This window comes from Kitasatospora sp. NPDC005748, from assembly GCF_040630735.1.
In the GTDB taxonomy this organism is placed as follows: domain Bacteria; phylum Actinomycetota; class Actinomycetes; order Streptomycetales; family Streptomycetaceae; genus Kitasatospora.
This window is the reverse complement of record NZ_JBEXYD010000032.1, coordinates 1-17,907: the sequence shown is the minus strand read 5'-3', so window position 1 is coordinate 17,907 and position 17,907 is coordinate 1. Positions and strand designations below refer to the sequence as shown.

Annotated in this window: 17 protein-coding genes, 1 pseudogene and 1 riboswitch; of the genes and pseudogenes, 15 read left to right on the top strand and 3 right to left on the bottom strand. The window is 73.6% G+C overall.

The genetic code is table 11. The features are described 5' to 3' along the window. The 12 genes from ABZ495_RS22395 to ABZ495_RS22340 all read left to right on the top strand — a co-directional run bounded on the left by ABZ495_RS22395 (position 1) and on the right by ABZ495_RS22340 (position 13,660). Positions 1-438: a DUF6167 family protein gene (locus ABZ495_RS22395; RefSeq protein WP_329486800.1), complete on the top strand. Its 438-nt coding sequence runs from the start codon at positions 1-3 to the stop codon at positions 436-438. Beyond that, positions 438-3,107 (top strand): alanine--tRNA ligase, encoded by a 2,670-nt coding sequence (alaS, locus tag ABZ495_RS22390; protein WP_359808734.1) that lies wholly within the window; start codon positions 438-440, stop codon positions 3,105-3,107. The genes ABZ495_RS22395 and alaS overlap by 1 nt, the downstream gene beginning before the upstream one ends. Further along, a complete protein-coding gene (gene ruvX / locus ABZ495_RS22385; RefSeq protein WP_329486798.1) occupies positions 3,107-3,589 on the top strand; it encodes a Holliday junction resolvase RuvX in 483 nt (160 codons plus the stop codon). Before alaS ends, ruvX begins: the two co-directional genes overlap by 1 nt. Before the next feature lie 91 nt (positions 3,590-3,680). Next, a complete protein-coding gene (mltG, locus tag ABZ495_RS22380) occupies positions 3,681-4,937 on the top strand; it encodes an endolytic transglycosylase MltG (RefSeq protein ID WP_359837690.1) in 1,257 nt (418 codons plus the stop codon). A gap of 151 nt (positions 4,938-5,088) precedes the next feature. Further along, positions 5,089-7,101, top strand: coding sequence for an endolytic transglycosylase MltG (mltG, locus tag ABZ495_RS22375; RefSeq protein WP_359837687.1), 2,013 nt, complete (start codon positions 5,089-5,091; stop codon positions 7,099-7,101). 34 nt (positions 7,102-7,135) lie between these two features. Then, entirely contained in the window at positions 7,136-7,966 is an 831-nt protein-coding gene (locus ABZ495_RS22370) for a shikimate dehydrogenase (RefSeq protein WP_359837685.1), read from the top strand. Between the two features lie 393 nt (positions 7,967-8,359). Further along, positions 8,360-9,544, top strand: a complete 1,185-nt coding sequence (gene aroC / locus ABZ495_RS22365) for a chorismate synthase (protein ID WP_359837682.1) — start codon at positions 8,360-8,362, stop codon at positions 9,542-9,544. Then, complete coding sequence (locus ABZ495_RS22360; RefSeq protein WP_352293308.1) at positions 9,541-10,062, top strand: shikimate kinase; 522 nt, start codon at positions 9,541-9,543, stop codon at positions 10,060-10,062. The genes aroC and ABZ495_RS22360 overlap by 4 nt, the downstream gene beginning before the upstream one ends. Then, on the top strand, positions 10,055-11,143 hold the full coding sequence (gene aroB, locus ABZ495_RS22355; RefSeq protein WP_329486792.1) for a 3-dehydroquinate synthase: 1,089 nt from the start codon (positions 10,055-10,057) through the stop codon (positions 11,141-11,143). The genes ABZ495_RS22360 and aroB overlap by 8 nt, the downstream gene beginning before the upstream one ends. A gap of 8 nt (positions 11,144-11,151) precedes the next feature. Beyond that, positions 11,152-11,580 carry a type II 3-dehydroquinate dehydratase gene (aroQ, locus tag ABZ495_RS22350; protein WP_359837733.1) on the top strand — a complete coding sequence of 143 codons (429 nt, stop codon included), beginning with the start codon at positions 11,152-11,154 and terminating at the stop codon, positions 11,578-11,580. Positions 11,581-11,723: 143 nt separating this feature from the next. Next, positions 11,724-12,686 carry an AAA family ATPase gene (locus ABZ495_RS22345; protein ID WP_359837731.1) on the top strand — a complete coding sequence of 321 codons (963 nt, stop codon included), beginning with the start codon at positions 11,724-11,726 and terminating at the stop codon, positions 12,684-12,686. Between the two features lie 164 nt (positions 12,687-12,850). Then, positions 12,851-13,660, top strand: coding sequence for a DNA-formamidopyrimidine glycosylase family protein (locus tag ABZ495_RS22340; protein ID WP_359837680.1), 810 nt, complete (start codon positions 12,851-12,853; stop codon positions 13,658-13,660). Between the two features lie 61 nt (positions 13,661-13,721). Here ABZ495_RS22340 and ABZ495_RS22335 read toward each other — a convergent pair whose 3' ends face one another. Further along, complete coding sequence (locus ABZ495_RS22335; RefSeq protein ID WP_329486789.1) at positions 13,722-14,174, bottom strand: DUF3995 domain-containing protein; 453 nt, start codon at positions 14,172-14,174, stop codon at positions 13,722-13,724. A gap of 139 nt (positions 14,175-14,313) precedes the next feature. On the opposite strand from ABZ495_RS22335, the gene ABZ495_RS22330 reads away from it, so the two are divergent. Both ABZ495_RS22330 and ABZ495_RS22325 read left to right on the top strand, forming a co-directional pair. Next, positions 14,314-14,832, top strand: a complete 519-nt coding sequence (locus ABZ495_RS22330; protein WP_359837678.1) for an RNA polymerase sigma factor — start codon at positions 14,314-14,316, stop codon at positions 14,830-14,832. Beyond that, entirely contained in the window at positions 14,829-15,308 is a 480-nt protein-coding gene (locus ABZ495_RS22325; protein WP_359837675.1) for an SRPBCC family protein, read from the top strand. The genes ABZ495_RS22330 and ABZ495_RS22325 overlap by 4 nt, the downstream gene beginning before the upstream one ends. Before the next feature lie 158 nt (positions 15,309-15,466). On the opposite strand, the pseudogene ABZ495_RS22320 reads toward ABZ495_RS22325, so the two are convergent. Beyond that, positions 15,467-15,805, bottom strand: a pseudogene (locus ABZ495_RS22320) (metalloregulator ArsR/SmtB family transcription factor); the annotation flags it as partial. An 81-nt stretch (positions 15,806-15,886) separates the two neighbouring features. After that, positions 15,887-16,079, top strand: a riboswitch (cobalamin riboswitch). A gap of 32 nt (positions 16,080-16,111) precedes the next feature. Between ABZ495_RS22320 and ABZ495_RS22315 the strand changes: the two are divergent. Continuing rightward, positions 16,112-17,284 carry a HoxN/HupN/NixA family nickel/cobalt transporter gene (locus ABZ495_RS22315; protein WP_359837673.1) on the top strand — a complete coding sequence of 391 codons (1,173 nt, stop codon included), beginning with the start codon at positions 16,112-16,114 and terminating at the stop codon, positions 17,282-17,284. A 113-nt stretch (positions 17,285-17,397) separates the two neighbouring features. Here ABZ495_RS22315 and rpmG read toward each other — a convergent pair whose 3' ends face one another. Further along, on the bottom strand, positions 17,398-17,562 hold the full coding sequence (gene rpmG / locus ABZ495_RS22310; protein ID WP_329486785.1) for a 50S ribosomal protein L33: 165 nt from the start codon (positions 17,560-17,562) through the stop codon (positions 17,398-17,400). Between the last annotated feature and the right edge of the window lie 345 nt (positions 17,563-17,907).

The window sequence follows — 17,907 nt, the reverse complement described above, 5'->3', positions numbered from 1 at the left end:
ATGGTGCGACGCATCTTCTGGATGGCGGTCGGCGCCGGTGCCACCGTCTGGGCCATGAACAAGGCCAACGAGGCCGTGCACCGGCTCACCCCGGACAGCCTCTCCGGCACCGCCGCGCGCGGCGCGCTGCACCTGGGCGACGCGGCCAAGCGGTTCGCCCAGGACGTGAAGGCGGGCATGGCCGAGCGCGAGGAGCAGCTGCGCGAGGACCTCGGACTGGACGGCACCGCCGTCGTCGAGCCCCGGCGCCGGGTCCTGCGCGGCGAGCCGCAGTACCGAGCTATCTCGGCGGCGCCCGGCAGCCCGGCCGCCGCCCTGCCTCCGTCCAGCAGTGCCCGCGCATCGTCCGACGGTGCGCGCACCACCCCAGCCATCGAAAAGACGCCCGGCCGCGCACTGCCGCAGCCGGGCGGTACCCCGAACCGGAAGGACCACTAATGGAGTCGGCAGAGATCCGCCGCCGCTGGCTGCGCTTCTTCGAGGAGCGCGGCCACACCGTCGTTCCGTCGGCGTCCCTGGTCGCCGACGACCCCACCCTGCTGCTGGTCAACGCCGGCATGGTGCCCTTCAAGCCGTACTTCCTCGGCGAGGTCAAGCCGCAGTTCTCCCGGGCCACCAGCGTCCAGAAGTGCGTGCGCACCCTGGACATCGAGGAGGTCGGGAAGACCACCCGGCACGGCTCCTTCTTCCAGATGTGCGGCAACTTCTCCTTCGGCGACTACTTCAAGGAAGGGGCCATCAAGTTCGCGTGGGAGCTGCTCACCACTCCCGTCGCGGACGGCGGCTACGGCCTGGAGAAGGAGAAGCTCTGGATCACCGTCTACAAGGACGACGACGAGGCCGAGCAGATCTGGCGCGACGTCATCGGCGTGCCCTCCGAGCGCATCCAGCGCCTCGGCATGAAGGACAACTTCTGGTCGATGGGCGTCCCCGGCCCGTGCGGCCCGTGCTCGGAGATCAACTACGACCGCGGCCCCGCGTACGGCGAGGAGGGCGGCCCGGCCGTCAACGGCGAGCGCTACCTGGAGATCTGGAACCTGGTCTTCATGCAGTACGAGCGCGGCCACGGTGACGGCAAGGACGGTTTCGAGATCCTCGGCGACCTGCCGAGCAAGAACATCGACACCGGCCTCGGCCTGGAGCGCCTCGCCGCCATCCTGCAGGGCGTCGACAACCTCTTCGAGATCGACACCAGCCGGATGATCCTCGACCGCGCCGCCGAGCTGACCGGTCACACCTACGGCGCCGACCACAAGTCGGACGTCTCGCTGCGCGTGGTCACCGACCACATCCGCACCGCGCTGATGCTGATCGGCGACGGTGTCACCCCCGGCAACGAGGGCCGCGGCTACGTGCTGCGCCGCATCCTGCGCCGCGCCATCCGCAACATGCGCCTGCTGGGCGCCACCGGCCAGGTCGCGAAGGACCTGACCGAGGTCGCGATCAAGGCGATGGCCCCGCAGTACCCGGAGCTGGAGGCCGACCGCAAGCGCATCGAGACGGTCGTCAGCGGCGAGGAGGCGGCCTTCCTGCAGACCCTGAAGGCCGGCACCACCCTGCTGGACACCGCGGTCACCGAGACCAAGCAGTCCGGCGGCGCGGTGCTCTCCGGCGAGCAGGCGTTCAAGCTGCACGACACCTACGGGTTCCCGATCGACCTGACCCTGGAGATGGCCGAGGAGCAGGGCCTCCAGGTCGACGAGGCCGGCTTCCGCCGACTCATGCAGGAGCAGCGGGACCGTGCCAAGGCCGATGCCAAGGCCAAGAAGATGGGCCACGCCGACGTCGCCGCGTACCGCGAGGTCGCCGACAAGTCCGGCGCCAGCGTCTTCACCGGCTACAACCTCACCGAGGGCGAGGCCACCGTGGTCGGCCTGCTGGTGGACGGCGTCCCGGCGCCGGCCGCGAGCGAGGGCGACGAGGTCGAGATCATCCTCGACCGCACCCCGTTCTACGCCGAGGGCGGCGGCCAGCTCGCCGACCACGGCCGGATCCGACTGGACTCCGGCGCCGTGGTGGAGATCCGCGACGTGCAGCAGCCCGTCCCGGGCGTGACGGTGCACTCCGGCGGCGTGCTGTTCGGCGAGGTCGTGCTCGGCGCCTCGGCGTACGCCACCATCGACATCGAGCGCCGCCGTGCCATCGCCCGCGCCCACTCGGCCACCCACCTGACCCACCAGGCGCTGCGCGACGCGCTCGGCCCGACGGCCGCCCAGGCCGGCTCCGAGAACGCCCCCGGCCGCTTCCGCTTCGACTTCGGCTCGCCCGCCGCCGTGCCCGGCAGCGTGCTGGTCGACGTCGAGCAGAAGATCAACGACGTGCTGACCCGCGAGCTGGACGTGACCGCCGAGGTCATGACGATGGACCAGGCCCGCAAGGCCGGCGCCATCGCGATGTTCGGCGAGAAGTACGGCGACTCGGTCCGCGTCGTCACCATCGGGGACTTCTCCAAGGAGCTCTGCGGTGGCACGCACGTCGGCAACACCGCCCAGCTGGGCCTGGTGAAGCTGCTCGGCGAGTCCTCGATCGGCTCCGGCGTGCGCCGGGTCGAGGCGCTGGTCGGCGTGGACGCCTACAAGTTCCTCGCCCGTGAGCACACCGTGGTCGCCCAGCTGACCGAGCTGGTCAAGGGCCGCCCGGAGGAGCTGCCGGAGAAGATCTCGGGCATGCTCGCCAAGCTCAAGGACGCCGAGAAGGAGATCGAGCGCTTCCGCGCCGAGAAGGTGCTGGCCGCCGCCGCGGGTCTGGCCGACTCCGCCGAGGACGTCCAGGGCATCGCCGTGGTGGCCGCCCGGGTCGCCGACGGCACCGGCGCCGACGAGCTGCGCAAGCTCGTCCTGGACGTGCGCGGCCGGCTCGGCTCGCGGCCGGCCGTGGTCGCCGCCTTCACGGTGGCCAACGACCGCCCGCTGACCGTGATCGCCACCAACGAGGACGCGCGCGGGCGCGGCATCAAGGCCGGCGAGCTGGTCCGGGTCGCCGCCAAGACCCTCGGCGGCGGCGGTGGCGGCAAGGACGACGTCGCCCAGGGCGGCGGCTCCGACGCGGGCGCGGTCGGCGAGGCCATCGCCGCGGTGCGCGGTCTGGTCGCGGAGCGCGCCAGCTGATGGACCAGGAGGAGAGGCCGCCCTTCCGCCGCGGGCGGCGGATCGCCGTCGACGTCGGTGACGCCCGGATCGGGGTAGCGTCCTGCGACCCCGACGGGGTGCTCGCCACGCCGGTGGAGACCGTCCCCGCCGGGGTGAAGTCGCAGGCCAGGATCGCCGCCATCGCCGACGAGTACCAGGCGATCGAGGTGATCGTCGGCCTGCCGCGCTCGCTCAGCGGCAAGGAGGGCCCGGCGGCGGAGAAGGTCCGCGGGTACGCCACCCGGCTGGCCAACCGGCTCTACCCGGTGCCGGTCCGGCTGGTCGACGAGCGGATGTCCACCGTCACGGCCACCCACGGGCTGCGCGCCTCCGGGGTCAAGGCCAAGAAGGGCCGCTCGGTGGTCGACCAGGCCGCCGCGGTGGTGATCCTGCAGACCGCCCTTGAGTCCGAACGGGTGAGCGGACGCCCGCCCGGTGAGAGCGTCGAGGCGGCCGGCTGACCGGTCTGATCTAACGTCCCGGTGAAGGGGCCCGTGCGGACGCGTCCGCACGGGCCCCTTCTGCTCGTTCCGGGACCGCCGAGGGGGCGCAATGACCGACCAGGACTTCACGCCCGGGCTCACACCCGGCCACCTCGGTGCGCCGGTGCTCGAACCCGAGGGCCGTCCGCCGGGTGCGCCCCGTCCTCGCCACGATGCGCCGGATCCGCACCGCCGGCGCAACGGGCTCGCCTGCGGGCTGACCGCGCTCGCCCTGGTGGTCGTCTTCGGCGGGGCCGGTCTGACCGGGTACACCTGGCTGCAGGGACAGCAGAAGCCGCCGGCCGCCGCCGACTACCACGGGGCGGGCACCGGCGACGTCCAGGTCTCGGTGCCCGAGGGCGCCGGGCTCACCCAGATCGCCTCCGCGCTGGTGCGCAACGGCGTGGTGGCCAGCTCGCTGGCCTTCACCCGGGCGGCCAAGGGCAGCGCGGCCGCCGCCGGGCGGATCCAGCCCGGCACCTACACGCTGAAGCAGAAGATGTCGGCGGCCGCCGCGCTGGCCATCCTGGTCGACCCCGCCAACGCCAACGGCCTGACCATCCCCGAGGGCTGGCGCGGCAACCAGATCTACACGGCGATCGACAAGAAGCTGGACCTGCCCGAGGGCACCACGCAGCGGGCCGCCCAGGAGCAGGGCGCCGAGCTGGGGCTGCCGGAGTTCGCCAAGGGCAGCCCGGAGGGGTACCTCTTCCCCGCGACGTACAGCGTGACCGACGGGACCACCGCGGTGGACCTGCTGAAGCAGATGGTGGAGCGAGCCGGCAAGGAGTTCGCCCGGGACGACGCGGAGGTCGTCGCACAGAACCTCGGGCAGAGCCTGTACGGGCTGGTGACCATCGCCAGCATGGTGCAGGGCGAGGCGGACAACACCGAGGACATGGCCAAGGTGGCCCGGGTGATCTACAACCGGCTGGCCAAGAACATGCCGCTGCAACTGGACTCCACGATCAACTACGCGCTCGGGCGCTCGACCCTGAACACCACCGTCACGGAGACCAAGCTGGACTCCCCGTACAACACGTATCTGCACACCGGACTGCCGCCGACGCCGATCGGCAACCCCGGGCGGCAGGCGATCATGGCGGCGGTGGACCCGGCGCAGGGGGACTGGCTCTACTTCGTCACCGTGAAGCCGGGGGACACCCGGTTCACCGACAGTTTCGACGTGCAGCAGCGCAACGTGGCCGAGTTCAACGCCGCCCGGGCCGCGCAGCCGAGCCCGTCGGCGAGCGGTTCGGGCGGTGCCTCCGCGGGGGCGAGCGGCAGTCAGCCGACGGGTGCGCCGACCGCTCCGGGCGGGCAGTGAGGGCACATCGCCCCTGCCGGAGGCCAGGCTGCGGTACGGTAACGTCTCCCTCCAGGCGCTGCAGTAGCACGCCGGTTCGAGAATCAGCCGGGACGCCGTCCCGGACGGCCGGTCCGATCCTCCGGCCGTCTCCGTCGGTGTAAGGGGATCAATGACCGATCTGGGTCGGGGCTACGGCCCCCAGGGCTCCGAGCCGTGGCACCCCGGTGACCCCGGGTACGGCGGCCAGCAGCCGGTCCCCGGGCCGACGGACGACCAGTGGCAGCAGCCCCAGCAGTACGGCGGTCAGGCTTTCGTCGACCAGCAGGGCTACCCGCAGCAGATGCAGCAGGCGGCGCAGCAGCAGGGTTACCCCCAGCAGGGCTACCCGCAGCAGGCGTACCCGGGCGGCCAGCCCCAGCAGCCCCAGCAGTACGGGGGACAGCAGTTCGCGCAGGGGCAGCAGCAGGCCCAGCAGGCCCAGCAGTACGGCGGTCAGGCCTTCGGCGACCAGCAGGGGTACCCGCAGCAGGGGCACGGCGGGGGCCAGGGCTTCCCGGGTGGGCAGGGGTACCAGGACCAGCAGCAGGGCTACCCGCAGCAGGGGTTCCCCGGGCAGCAGCAGAGCGCCCCCGGGTACCAGGGGCAGCAGCAGGGGTACTCGCAGCAGGGCATGCCGCAGCAGGGGATGCCGCAGTCGGGTATGCCGCAGTCGGGTATGAACCAGCAGGGCGCGCCCCAGTCCGAGATGCCGCAGCAGGGCGCGTCCCAGCCCGGGATGCCGCAGCAGCCCGGTCAGCAGCGGGTGCCGGGCGAGCAGGCTCCGGGCGGGCAGGTGCCGGGCGGGCGGGCCTCGCGCCGCCGGCGGCCCGAGCCCGAGCGGCCCGCCGGTCCCGGCCCGGACGGCATCGACTGGGAGGCGGAGGCCGCCGCGCTGGAGGCCGGCGGCCGGCCGGCGGAGGCCGAGCCCGAGCAGGCCGAGGCCGAGTGGGACGAGCACCAGGACGACTACGCCGAGGACGGCGGGGACGACCAGAACGGTTTCCTCGGCGAGGAGGACAACTCCCGCGAGGGCAAGAAGAAGCGCAAGGAGAAGGGCAAGAAGTCCGGCCGCCGCAACGGTGGCGCCTGCCTGCTGGTCGCGCTGGTGATGGTCGGCGGCGTGGCCGGCGCGGGCTGGTGGGGGTACGGCTTCTACCAGGACCACTTCGGGCCGCCCCCGGACTTCACCGGCCAGGGCAGCGGCTCGGTCATGGTGGAGATCAAGAAGGGTGCCGTCGGGGCCGAGATGGGCAAGACGCTCAAGGAGGCCGGCGTGGTCAAGAGCATCGAGGCCTTCACCCAGGCGTGCGGGAAGAACCCGAAGTGCACCACCATCCAGTACGGCACCTACACCATGCCCAAGGAGATGTCGGCCGAGGCCGCCGTCACCAACCTGGTGGAGGCGAACGGCGGTGAGAAGCTGATCGTCCAGGAGGGGCTGACGGCCGCCGCCACCTACGCCAAGATCGACGACAAGCTGCAGCTGGCCAAGGGCACCACGGCCGAGGTGGCCAAGGCGCAGCTGGGCAGCCTCGGTCTGCCCGCGTACGCCAACGGCAACATCGAGGGCTTCCTCTGGCCGGCCCGCTACTCGATCGCCTCGGGGATGAAGCCCGAGGACCTGCTCAAGCAGATGGTGAAGAACGCCGTCGACCGCTACGCGGGGCTGGACGCGGAGGCCGCCAAGATCGGCCTCAAGACCGGCTACGAGGTGGTCATCGAGGCGAGCATCCTCCAGGCCGAGGGCAACAACCCCGACGACTTCGCCAAGATGGCCCGGACGATCCAGAACCGGCTGGCCGACACGGGCAAGATCGACGGCAAGCTCGGCATGGACACCACGCTGCAGTACTCGCTGGGCCGCAAGGTGCTGGACAAGAAGGACATCAACGACGCCTCCAACAAGTACAACACCTACATCAACGCGGGCCTGCCGCCCGGGCCGATCTCCAACCCGGGTGACGCGGCGCTCAAGGCGGTGCTGAACCCGGCGGACGGCAAGTGGCTGTACTTCATCGCGATGGACCCGAAGAACACCCGCTTCTCGGAGACGGACAAGCAGTTCGCGGCCGATGTCGAGGAGTACTGCAAGGCGGCCGGCCAGGGCTTCGACAAGGTGGCCGTCCACTGCACCACCAAGTAGCCCTGACGGGCCAGTAGTTCACGGAGTAACAGCGTTGACCAGCAAGCACCGGGCCGCCGTCCTCGGCTCGCCGATCGCCCACTCGCTCTCGCCGCACCTGCACCGCGCCGCCTTCGCGGCGCTCGGGCTGGACGGCTGGCGCTACGACGCCTTCGAGGTGGACGAGGCCGGGCTGCCCGGCTTCCTCGCCGGACTGGACGCGGAGCGGTGGGCGGGCCTGTCGCTCACCATGCCGCTGAAGCGGGCGGTCATCCCGCTGCTCGACGAGGTGAGCGCGACCGCGCGCTCGGTCGACGCGGTGAACACGGTGGTCTTCACCGCCGACGGGCGGCGCACCGGGGACAACACCGACATCCCGGGCCTCGTCAACGCCCTGCGCGAGCGCGGCATCACCGAAGTGGCGGGGGCGGCGGTGCTGGGTGCCGGGGCCACCGCCTCGTCGGCGCTGGCGGCGCTGGCCCAGATCTGCACCGGCGAGGTGACGGTCTACGTCCGCAGCGCCGAGCGGGCCCGGGAGATGGCCGAGCTGGGTGAGCGCCTGGCGGTGACCGTGCGGACCGCCGACTGGGAGCGGGGCGCGGAGGCGCTCGCGCAGCCGCTCACCGTGTCGACCACGCCCGCGGGGGCGACGGACGCGTTCGCCGCCGGGCTGCCCGCCGCGCCCGGTGCGCTGTTCGACGTGCTCTACCACCCGTGGCCGACGGCGCTGGCCGCCGCCTGCGCCGAGCGCGGCGCCGCCGTGCTGGGCGGCCTGGACCTGCTCGTCCACCAGGCGGTCCTGCAGAACGAGCGGTTCACCGGCCGCGCGCCCGGGCCGCTGGCGGCCATCCGGGCCGCGGGTGAGGCGGCGCTCGCCGGCCGCTGACGCGGTGCGCGCGGGGCGGCGGGCGGTGCCGCCCGGGCATGTCGTGCCGGGGTGGCGTGTCGTGCCGGATCGGCGCGCTGTGTCACGTCGGCGTGTCGTGCCGGAAGGGCGTGTCGTGCCACTCTGGCGCGTCGTGCCGGCTGGACCTGACATGCCCGTCCAGCGTGTCGTGCCAACCCGGCGTGCCGTGCCGCGGCGAGGGGTCCGGCCGTGCTCCCGGCGGGGCCCGGGTGCTCCGCCGGCCACCGCGTCCGAGGGTCGACCGGTTGCTGTCCGTCACCCGGACTCTGCTCCCGGGCATGCCGACGGCATGAAAGGATCCAGGGACAGAGGAAGCACGCCCGGGCGGGTCATGGCAAGTGCCGTGACCGGTCCGCTGATGAAGGAGCTCCGTTGGGTACGTTGCGCTGGCTGACGGCGGGGGAGTCGCACGGTCCGGCACTGGTCGCGACGCTGGAGGGCCTGCCCGCCGGTGTTCCGGTGACCACCGCGGTGGTGGCCGAGGCGCTGGCGCGCCGACGGCTGGGCTACGGCCGTGGCGCCCGGATGAAGTTCGAGCAGGACGAGGTGACCTTCCTCGGCGGCGTGCGGCACGGCGAGACCATGGGCAGTCCGGTGGCCGTGATGGTCGGCAACACCGAGTGGCCGAAGTGGGAGCAGGTCATGTCGGCCGATCCGGTCGACCCGGAGGTGCTGGCGGGGCTGGCCCGCAACGAGGCGCTGACCCGCCCCCGGCCGGGCCATGCGGACCTGGCGGGCATGCAGAAGTACTCGATCGAGGAGGCCCGGCCGATCCTGGAGCGCGCGAGCGCCCGGGAGACGGCGGCCCGGGTCGCGCTGGGCGCGGTCGCGCGCGCCTACCTCAAGGAGACCTGCGGGATCGAGATCGTCAGCCATGTGGTGGAGCTGGCGGGCGCCAAGGCCCCCGCCGGGGTGCTGCCGCTGCCCTCCGACGAGGCGCGCCTCGACGAGGACCCGGTGCGCTGCCTGGACGCCGACGCGTCGAAGGCGATGGTCGCGGAGATCGACCAGGCCCACAAGGACGGCGACACCCTGGGCGGGGTCGTCGAGGTGCTGGCCTACGGCGTGCCGGTCGGCCTCGGCTCGCACGTGCACTGGGATCGCCGGCTGGACGCGCGGCTGGCCGCCGCGCTGATGGGGATCCAGGCGATCAAGGGCGTCGAGGTCGGCGACGGCTTCGAGCTGGCCCGGGTGCCGGGTTCGCAGGCGCACGACGAGATCGTGCCGACCCCGGAGGGCGTCAAGCGGACGTCGGGCCGGTCGGGCGGTACCGAGGGCGGCCTGTCGACGGGTGAGCTGCTCCGGGTGCGGGCGGCGATGAAGCCGATCGCGACCGTGCCGCGCGCGCTGCAGACGCTGGACGTGCGGACGGGCGAGCCGGCCAAGGCCCACCACCAGCGCTCCGACGTGTGCGCGGTGCCCGCGGCGGGGATCGTCGCCGAGGCGATGGTCGCGCTGGTGCTGGCGGACGCGGTGAGCGAGAAGTTCGGTGGCGACCACGTCAGCGAGACCCGCCGCAACGTCCAGGGGTACCTGGACAACCTGATCGTCCGATGAGCGCGCCCCTGGTGGTGCTGGTCGGCCCGCCCGGCAGTGGCAAGTCCACCGTCGGACGGGACCTCGCCGAGCGCCTGGGCGTCGCCTTCCGGGACACCGACGCCGATGTCGAACGGTCGGCCGGCAAGCCGATCCCGGAGATCTTCATCGACGAGGGCGAGCCGCACTTCCGCGAGCTGGAGGCGGCCGCGGTGCGCAGCGCCGCCCGGGACCACGACGGCGTGCTGGCGCTGGGGGGCGGTGCGGTGATGGCCGAGGCCACCAGGGCGCTGCTGCGCGAGCTGCCGGTGGTGTTCCTGGAGGTCCCGCCGGCGGACGCCGTCCGGAGGGTGGGGCTGGACGCGCCGCGGCCGCTGCTCGCGGTCAACCCGCGGGCGCGTTGGCGTGAGTTGATGGAGGCGCGTCGGCCCCTGTACCTGGAGGTGGCCACCGCCGTCGTCGACACCGCGGGCCGCACCCCCGGGCAGGTCGCGGACGCCGTAATGGAAGCACTGGAGCTGAAGACCCCCCATGAGTGACATCGTCAGGATTCACGTCGGCGGCAGCGCGGGCCACGACCCGTACGACGTGCTGATCGGACACCAGCTGCTCGGCGAGTTGGGGCAGCTGATCGGGACCCGCGCCAAGCGGGTCGCGCTGATCCACCCCGAAGGACTGGCCGCCACGGCCGACGCCATCCGCGAGGACCTGCTGGGCGAGGGCTACGAGGCGATCGTCCTCCAGGTGCCCAACGCCGAGGACGCCAAGAGCGCCGAGGTCGCCGCGTACTGCTGGTCGGTGCTCGGCCAGACCGGCTTCACCCGCAGCGACGTGATCGTCGGCCTCGGCGGCGGCACCACCACCGACCTGGCCGGCTTCGTCGCGGCCACCTGGCTGCGTGGGGTGCGCTGGGTCTCCATGCCCACCACGCTGCTCGGCATGGTGGACGCGGCGGTGGGCGGCAAGACCGGCATCAACATCGCCGAGGGCAAGAACATGGTCGGCGCCTTCCACCCGCCGGTGGGCGTGCTGGCGGACCTCGACACCCTGGAGACGGTGCCCCGGCACGACTACGTCTCCGGTCTCGCCGAGGTCATCAAGTGCGGTTTCATCGCCGACCCGGTCATCCTGGACCTCATCGAGGCGGACCCGGAGGGCGCCAGGAGCCCCGCCGGGCCGCACACCGTCGAGCTGATCCGGCGGGCCGTGCAGGTCAAGGCGGACGTGGTCTCCGGGGACCTCAAGGAGTCCGGCCAGCGCGAGATCCTCAACTACGGCCACACCCTCGGCCACGCCATCGAGCGCAACGAGCGCTACAAGTGGCGGCACGGCGCGGCGATCTCGATCGGGATGGTCTTCGCCGCCGAACTCGGCCGCCTGGCCGGCCGGCTGGACGACGAGACGGCCGACCGGCACCGCACCGTGCTGGCCTCGGTCGGCCTGCCGCTGAGCTACCGCGCGGACGCCTGGCCGAAGCTGCTGGACGCCATGAAGATCGACAAGAAGTCGCGCGGCGACCTGCTGCGCTTCATCGTCCTGGACGGCCTCGGCCGGACCTCCATGCTGGAGGGCCCCGACCCGTCCCTGCTGGTCGCCGCCTACGCGGAGGTCTCCTCGTGACCCGGGTGATGGTGCTCAACGGCCCCAACCTCGGCCGGCTGGGCAGCCGCGAGCCGGACGTCTACGGCGCCACCTCCTACGCCGGGCTGGTCGAGCGCTGCACCGTGCTCGGCGAGGAGCTCGGCTTCGAGGTCGAGGTGCACGAGACCAACTCCGAGCAGCAGATGGTGGAGTGGCTGCACGAGGCGGCCGACGGCGGGGTGCCCGTGGTGATCAACCCGGGGGCCTTCACCCACTACTCGTACGCGATGCGCGACGCCGCCGCCCAGCGGACCGCGCCGCTGATCGAGGTGCACATCTCCAACCCGTACGCCCGGGAGACCTTCCGGCACACCTCGGTGATCGCCGCGGTCGCCTCCGGCACCATCGCCGGATTCGGCCTGGGCTCGTACGAGCTGGCACTGCGGGCGCTCGGCGGACAGCTCACCGCACGCTGACACCCGGGGCCGGGGTACCGGATCGGCGCGGCCCCGGCCGGCCCGATCCGGCACCCCGGCCCTCGTCAGCGGCCCGGCGGCGGACTGTGCCCGCCGCGGGACCGCCGTGTAGTGTCCCCGCTGAAAGAAGTCGGGAGGTGACCGTGACGCAGTACGCCGGGGGTGGACAAGTCCCCCCACGTCCCGTCGCTCCGCCGGCCCCGCCGTACTCCGGCAGTGCCACCGTCGCACCGCCCGCCGGTGGCGCGCCGGGCGCGTCCCGGGGAGTGCCGCGGGCGGCGGCCCACGCCGAATCCGTCCGCCACGGCGCGGACCGGTCCGCGCGCGAGACCGCCGGTCGGCCCCCGTACGCCGGTCGCCCGGTCGTGCCGCCGGCCGGCACTCCGGCGGCCCCCGTCGCACCGCCCGCGCCGGCGCGGCCCGTGCCGCCGTCGGCTCCCACCGCCGCGGCGCCCGCGCCGGTTCCGGCCGGCGCCACCGGGCACTTCCTGCTGCCGTCCGGCGCGCCCGTCCAGCTCCCGGTCCACCCCGCGCAGCCGCACCTGCCGTCCGGGCCACTCGCCGTGCTGCTGATCGGACCGGCCGGCGCGGGCAAGACCACCGTCGCCCGGCACTGGGCCGAGCGGCGGCCCACGCCCACCGCCCACATCAGCCTCGACGACGTCCGCGAGTGGGTGCAGTCCGGCTTCGCCAACCCGCAGTCCGGCTGGAACAACGCCTCCGAGGCGCAGTACCGGCTGGCCCGCCGCACCTGCGGCTTCGCCTGCCGCAACTACCTGGCCAACGGCATCTCCTGCATCATCGACGACGCGGTCTTCCCGGACCGCCCGGCGATCGGCCTCGGCGGCTGGAAGCGGCACATCGGCCCGGGGATGATCCCGGTCGTGCTGCTGCCCAGTCTGGACTCCGTGCTGAGCCGCAACGCCCGGCGCAGTGGCAACCGGCGGCTGAGCGACGAGGAGGTGGCCCGGATCCACGGCCGGATGGCCGGCTGGTACAACTCCGGGCTGCCGATCATCGACAACTCCCAGCTGGACGTCGCGGCCACCGCCGCCGAGCTGGACCGGGTGATCCTGGCCCGGCTGATGGGCATCCCGGTCCGCTGAGGCCCGCGCCGCCCGGGGCTGTTCCGGGTGGCTCCGGCGCTGCCCCGGCGCGGATTCGGTACCGCCTTCCGGGAGCCCGCGACGGCCGGCGGCCCGGCCGGGCCTGTCGGTGCGGGCTGCGATGATGGGGGCATCCTGTCGCACACCCGGGGGAGCTGACGCCCGTGCCGGAAGGCCACATCATCCACCGCCTCGCCGCCGAGAACGCCAGGGCCTTCGGCGGCCGCCCGGTCCGTGCGAGCAGCCCGCAGGGCCGGTTCGCGGACGGCGCGAAGCTGGTCGACGGGCAGGTGCTGACCGGGGCGGAGGCCATCGGCAAGCACCTCTTCCTCGGCTTCGAGGACGACGCCTGGGTGCACGTCCACCTCGGCCTCTACGGTGGGTTCGCCTTCGGCGAGGGCCCCGCGCCGGAGCCGGTCGGCCTGGTCCGGCTGCGCCTGGCGAACGACGACGCCTACGCCGATCTGCGCGGTCCCAACACCTGTGCGCTGATCACCGACGCCGAGAAGGCCGCCGTCGCGGCGCGCCTCGGTCCCGACCCGCTGCGGGCCGACGCCGACCCGGAGCCGGCCTGGCGGCGGATATCCGGCAGCCGGACGACGATCGCGGCACTGCTGATGGACCAGAAGGTGCTGGCCGGCGTGGGCAACGTCTACCGCGCCGAGGTGCTGTTCCGGCACGGCATCGACCCGCACCGGGCCGGGCGCGACCTCGGCCGGGCCGAGTGGGACGCCGTCTGGACCGACCTGGTCGCGCTGATGCGCGAGGGCGTCGGCGTGGGGCGGATCGACACCGTCCGACCCGAGCACACCCCCGAGGCGATGGGCCGTCCGCCGCGGGTGGACGACCACGGCGGCGAGGTCTACGTCTACCGCCGGGCCGGCATGCCCTGCCTGGTCTGCGGCACCGAGGTCCGGACCGAGGCGCACGCCGCGCGCAACCTCTTCTGGTGCCCCACCTGCCAGCGGGCCTGAGGCGGCGCCGGCTGCCCGGTGCCCCGCGGGCGGTCGCGGGGCTGCCGGGGGAGGGGCGCGGTCAGCCGTCCGCCCCGGTACGGGCGACCGCCAGGGCGGCGGCCGCGGCGGCCAGGCAGAGCGGGGTGTAGAAGGCCAGGTTGAGCCGGTAGAAGGCCGAGCCGGTGTCGACGCCGACCCCGGTGGCCCAGAGCAGCCCGGCCAGCCCGCGGGCGAGCAGTCCGGCGGCCACCGCGCGCGGCCCCCAGCGCAGCGCCACCGCCGGCAGCCGGCGGGCCGCGCCGTCCAACAGGCCGCCGCGGGCGAGCACCAGGGCCGAGCCGGAGAACAGCAGCGCCGCGAGCGGCAGGACGACCGGCGGGGTGAACGGCACCTCGGCGTTGAGCACCGCCCGGGAGAGTGACGCCGGGTCGGCGGCCGGCCAGGTGCGGCCGGTGGCCCAGTAGACGTGCAGCAGGGCGTCGGCGGCGAGCAGGCCGGCGACGGCGAGGGCGGCGGTACGGCGACGGTTCACGGTGGTCCTCGGGGGGCTCCGACGGTGGGTCACCCCGCAGGAGCGGCCCGCCCGGCCGGAGGTTCCCGTGACGAGCGTCACAGCGGGAAGTCGGGGGAGGGAGGGAACGTCCGGCCGGTCCGGCGCCTCTGATGCGGGTGTGGATGGTCCCGACACCCGAACCGCCGACCGGCTCGCCGGCCTGGTCCGTGCCGCCCAGCGCGGCGACCAACTGGCCGTCAGCGAGCTGCTGGAGCTGGTCGTGCCCTACGTCCGCCGGCTCTGCGGTCCGATCGCGCTGGACGACGGCCCCGACGCGACGCAGGAGGCGCTGATCGCCGTCTTCCGCAAGCTGGGCCAGCTCCAGGACCCGGCCGCGCTGTTCGGCTGGGTCCGCTCGATCGCCGTGCGGGAGGCCGTCCGGCACGTCCGGCGGGTCGCCCGCTGCGTCCCGGCCGACCTCTCCGAGCTGCCCCGCCCCGGCGACCCGCAGCTGGCCACCGACATCCAGGACGTCCTCGCCCGGCTGACGCCGGAGCACCGCGCCGTGCTGGTGCTGCGCGACCTGGAGGGGCTCGACGAGCGGTCCACCGCAGAACTGCTGGGCGTGGCACCCGGCACCGTGAAGTCCCGGCTCTCCCGGGCCCGGCTCGGCTTTCGAAGGGCGTGGCAGCAGTGACCGCACCGACCCCCTGGCCGACGGCGGCCTTCGACCCGGTCCGCCGGCTGCATGTGATCGCCGCCGTCACCCCCGGCGCCGCCGTCCGGGAGGCGCTGATCGACGCGCCGTTCGAGCGGGTCTGGGCGGCCGCGGCCGACCTGGAGGAGGGGCTCCCGCGCTGGCTGCCGGACATCCGGTCGGTCCGCGTGGCCGGGAGACCGGCGGACGGTCGCACCGAGGCGCTGGTGACCGGCCACACCCGGCTGCGGGCCCGTTTCGACGTCGAGCTGACGCCCGGGTGGTGCCTGATGCGCAGCCGCTTCCTGCTGGGCGGGATGGCGGCTCGCGCCGAGGCCGGAGGCACCCGCTTCGCCTTCCTCGGCGCGTTCCGGCTCCCCGGCGCGGGTCTGCTCGACCGGGCCCTGCGGCCCGCGACGGACCCGCTGGCCCGGCGCTCGCTGGAGCGCTTCGAACGGCTGGTGCGAGAGGGGTGAGGCGGGCCCCGGGCGCGACGGCCCGGGGCGCCGGGTCGGTGTTCCGCGGGCGCAGCCGGTCAGCCGGCCGCGGCGGCCCGGGGTGCGGAGGGCTCGCCGCCGGTGGCGTCGCTCCCGGTGGCGGGCTCGCCGTGCTCGTGGTGGTCCGCGGCGGCGCACTCATCGAGGAGGGGGCGCAGGGCCTCGTCCACGAGCCGGTAGCGCACCACGCGGCCGTCCTTGTCGCCGGTGACCACACCCGCGGTGCGCAGCAGCCGCAGTGCCTGCGAGACGGCCGGGTCGCGCATGCCGGTGGCGACCGCCAGGTCGGTGACGGCGAGCGGCCCGGCCCGGTGCAGGGCGAGCAGCAGGGCGAGCCGCCCCGGGTCGGCGAGCAGCGAGAACCGCTCGGCCCAGGACCGGACGTGCCCGGGGTCGCCGATCGCGGCGATGGCCTCGCAGACCCGGTGCCCGTCGATGGTGCGGTGGCCCGCGCGGTCGGCCGGTACGAGATGCATGCGGACATTGTTGCAGCCCGTGGCTGTGATCCTGGACACCTGCGCAGGTGCGCAGCCTTGCAAGGGTGAGGTGCGGCCCCCTACGGTGTTGCCCGCCGTGGTGTTCGGGAAGACCGGTGACGGACCCTCAGGGTCCGGAGTCCGGAGCGGCCCTCGCCACTGTGATCGGGGGAGTCGTCCGTATCCACGACGCCACTGGGCGCCTCGCGCGCCTGGGAAGGCGGATCCGGAAGCCCCGTCAGCCAGGAGACCGGCCACGGCATCTCACGAACGTCTTTCCACGAGGTGCTGGAGCGTGATCCGAAGATGACCCTGCCCGAAACCGCCGCTGTTCCCGCGGCGTCCTCCGCCCTGCCGAGCTTCCGCTGGCGGCGCGAGGACACCCTCCGCACGGCCGGGTTGATGGGGGTGATCCTGGCCATGCACGTGGTGGCGTTCGGGACGCTGATCTTCCTGGTCGCCCCGGAGAAGTACGAGGTCGGCACCCAGGTCTTCGGGGTGGGCCTGGGCATCACCGCCTACACCCTCGGCATGCGGCACGCCTTCGACGCCGACCACATCGCGGTGATCGACAACACCACCCGCAAGCTCATGGCGGACGGCAAGCGGCCCGTCTCGGTGGGCTTCTGGTTCGCGCTCGGCCACTCCTCGATGGTGGTCCTGATGGCCGCCCTGGTGGCGGGCGGCGCCCAGCTGGCCAGCACGCTGATGGACGACGAGTCCACCACGCACCAGTGGCTCGGTGTGGTCGGCACTTCCGCGTCCGGTGTCTTCCTCTACCTGATCGGCGCGCTCAACCTGGCGGCGCTGTTCGGCATCCTCAAGGTGTTCCGGTCGATGAAGGCCGGTCGGTTCGACGAGGCGGAGCTGGAGGAGCACCTCAACTCGCGCGGTCTGATGGCCCGGGTGCTGAACCGGGCGACCCGCTCGATCACGCGGCCCGGCCAGATGTTCCCGGTCGGCATGGTGCTCGGCCTCGGCTTCGACACCGCGACCGAGGTGACCCTGATGGTGATGGCCGGCTCCGGCGCGGCCGCCGGGCTGCCCTGGTACGCGATCGTCTGCCTGCCGCTGCTGTTCGCGTCCGGGATGAGCCTGTTCGACACGCTGGACGGGACGTTCATGAACTTCGCGTACCAGTGGGCGTTCTCCAACCCGGTGCGCAAGGTGTACTACAACCTGACCATCACCGGGCTGTCGATCGCGGTGGCGTTCATCATCGGCACCATCGAGCTGGTCGCCGTGCTGCACGAGAAGCTGGACCTCACCGACCCGGTCAGCGGCTGGATCGCGGACATCTCGCTGGACAACGTCGGCTACGCGATCGTCGGGCTGTTCGTGGTGGTCTGGGGGGCGGCGATCGCCTACTGGCGCCTCGCCGGCGTGGAACAGCGCTGGAGCCCGAAGCCGGTGGTACCGGCCGGCGGGGTGCCCGCCCAGGGGGCGGCGGCCGACGAGGCCGCCGGGGTCACCAAGTAGTCGGCCCCGACGGCCCGCGGCACCGCGGTGTCACGAGGCGGCGCCCACCCGGTCCGTTCGGGTGGGCGCCGCCTCGCCGTGGCCCGCGGGCCCTGCCGGGCCCACGGGGGAGGTCAGCGCTCCTCGCGGAAGTCGACGTGCCGGCGCGCGACCGGGTCGTACTTGCGCAGCACCAGCCGGTCGGCGTCGGTGCGGCGGTTCTTGCGGGTCACATAGGTGAAGCCGGTCTCGGCCGTGGACCTGAGCTTGACGACGGGGCGCAGTTCGCTGCGGGCCATGGTTCTCCTCCTCCGAGGGGTGGGCGGTCGGGAAACGGCTTCCGCCGAAATGGAAGTCGTTTTCACGGGGTCCAACACGGCCTCCGCCCCGCCCATTCCCCGGCGGGCGGTGGAGGCGCTGGTCGGCCGCGCGACCGCGTACGCGCCGGGGCTCGTCGGGCGGCGCGCGCTCCCGCCGGCAGCTCCGGTCGTCCGGTCCGCCGCCCGCGCCGTCCGTTCGGGTGCGCGGCCGGTCGACCGGCCGCGGGGCCCCGGTGATCGGCTGCGTCGGCGCGCACAGCCTGGTCCGGAAGACGGCAGGCCTGCGTTTCGAGGGCGACGCCTTCCCCGAGCAGTACATGCTGG

Excerpts from the sequence above, each read along its gene's own strand:
- ABZ495_RS22395 (WP_329486800.1), top strand. The coding sequence starts at position 1 with ATGGTGCGACGCATCTTCTGGATGGCGGTCGGCGCCGGTGCCACCGTC.
- alaS (WP_359808734.1), top strand. The coding sequence starts at position 438 with ATGGAGTCGGCAGAGATCCGCCGCCGCTGGCTGCGCTTCTTCGAGGAG.
- ruvX (WP_329486798.1), top strand. The coding sequence starts at position 3,107 with ATGGACCAGGAGGAGAGGCCGCCCTTCCGCCGCGGGCGGCGGATCGCC.
- mltG (WP_359837690.1), top strand. The coding sequence starts at position 3,681 with ATGACCGACCAGGACTTCACGCCCGGGCTCACACCCGGCCACCTCGGT.
- mltG (WP_359837687.1), top strand. The coding sequence starts at position 5,089 with ATGACCGATCTGGGTCGGGGCTACGGCCCCCAGGGCTCCGAGCCGTGG.
- ABZ495_RS22360 (WP_352293308.1), top strand. The coding sequence starts at position 9,541 with ATGAGCGCGCCCCTGGTGGTGCTGGTCGGCCCGCCCGGCAGTGGCAAG.
- aroB (WP_329486792.1), top strand. The coding sequence starts at position 10,055 with ATGAGTGACATCGTCAGGATTCACGTCGGCGGCAGCGCGGGCCACGAC.
- aroQ (WP_359837733.1), top strand. The coding sequence starts at position 11,152 with ATGGTGCTCAACGGCCCCAACCTCGGCCGGCTGGGCAGCCGCGAGCCG.
- ABZ495_RS22315 (WP_359837673.1), top strand. The coding sequence starts at position 16,112 with ATGACCCTGCCCGAAACCGCCGCTGTTCCCGCGGCGTCCTCCGCCCTG.
- rpmG (WP_329486785.1), bottom strand. The coding sequence starts at position 17,562 with ATGGCCCGCAGCGAACTGCGCCCCGTCGTCAAGCTCAGGTCCACGGCC.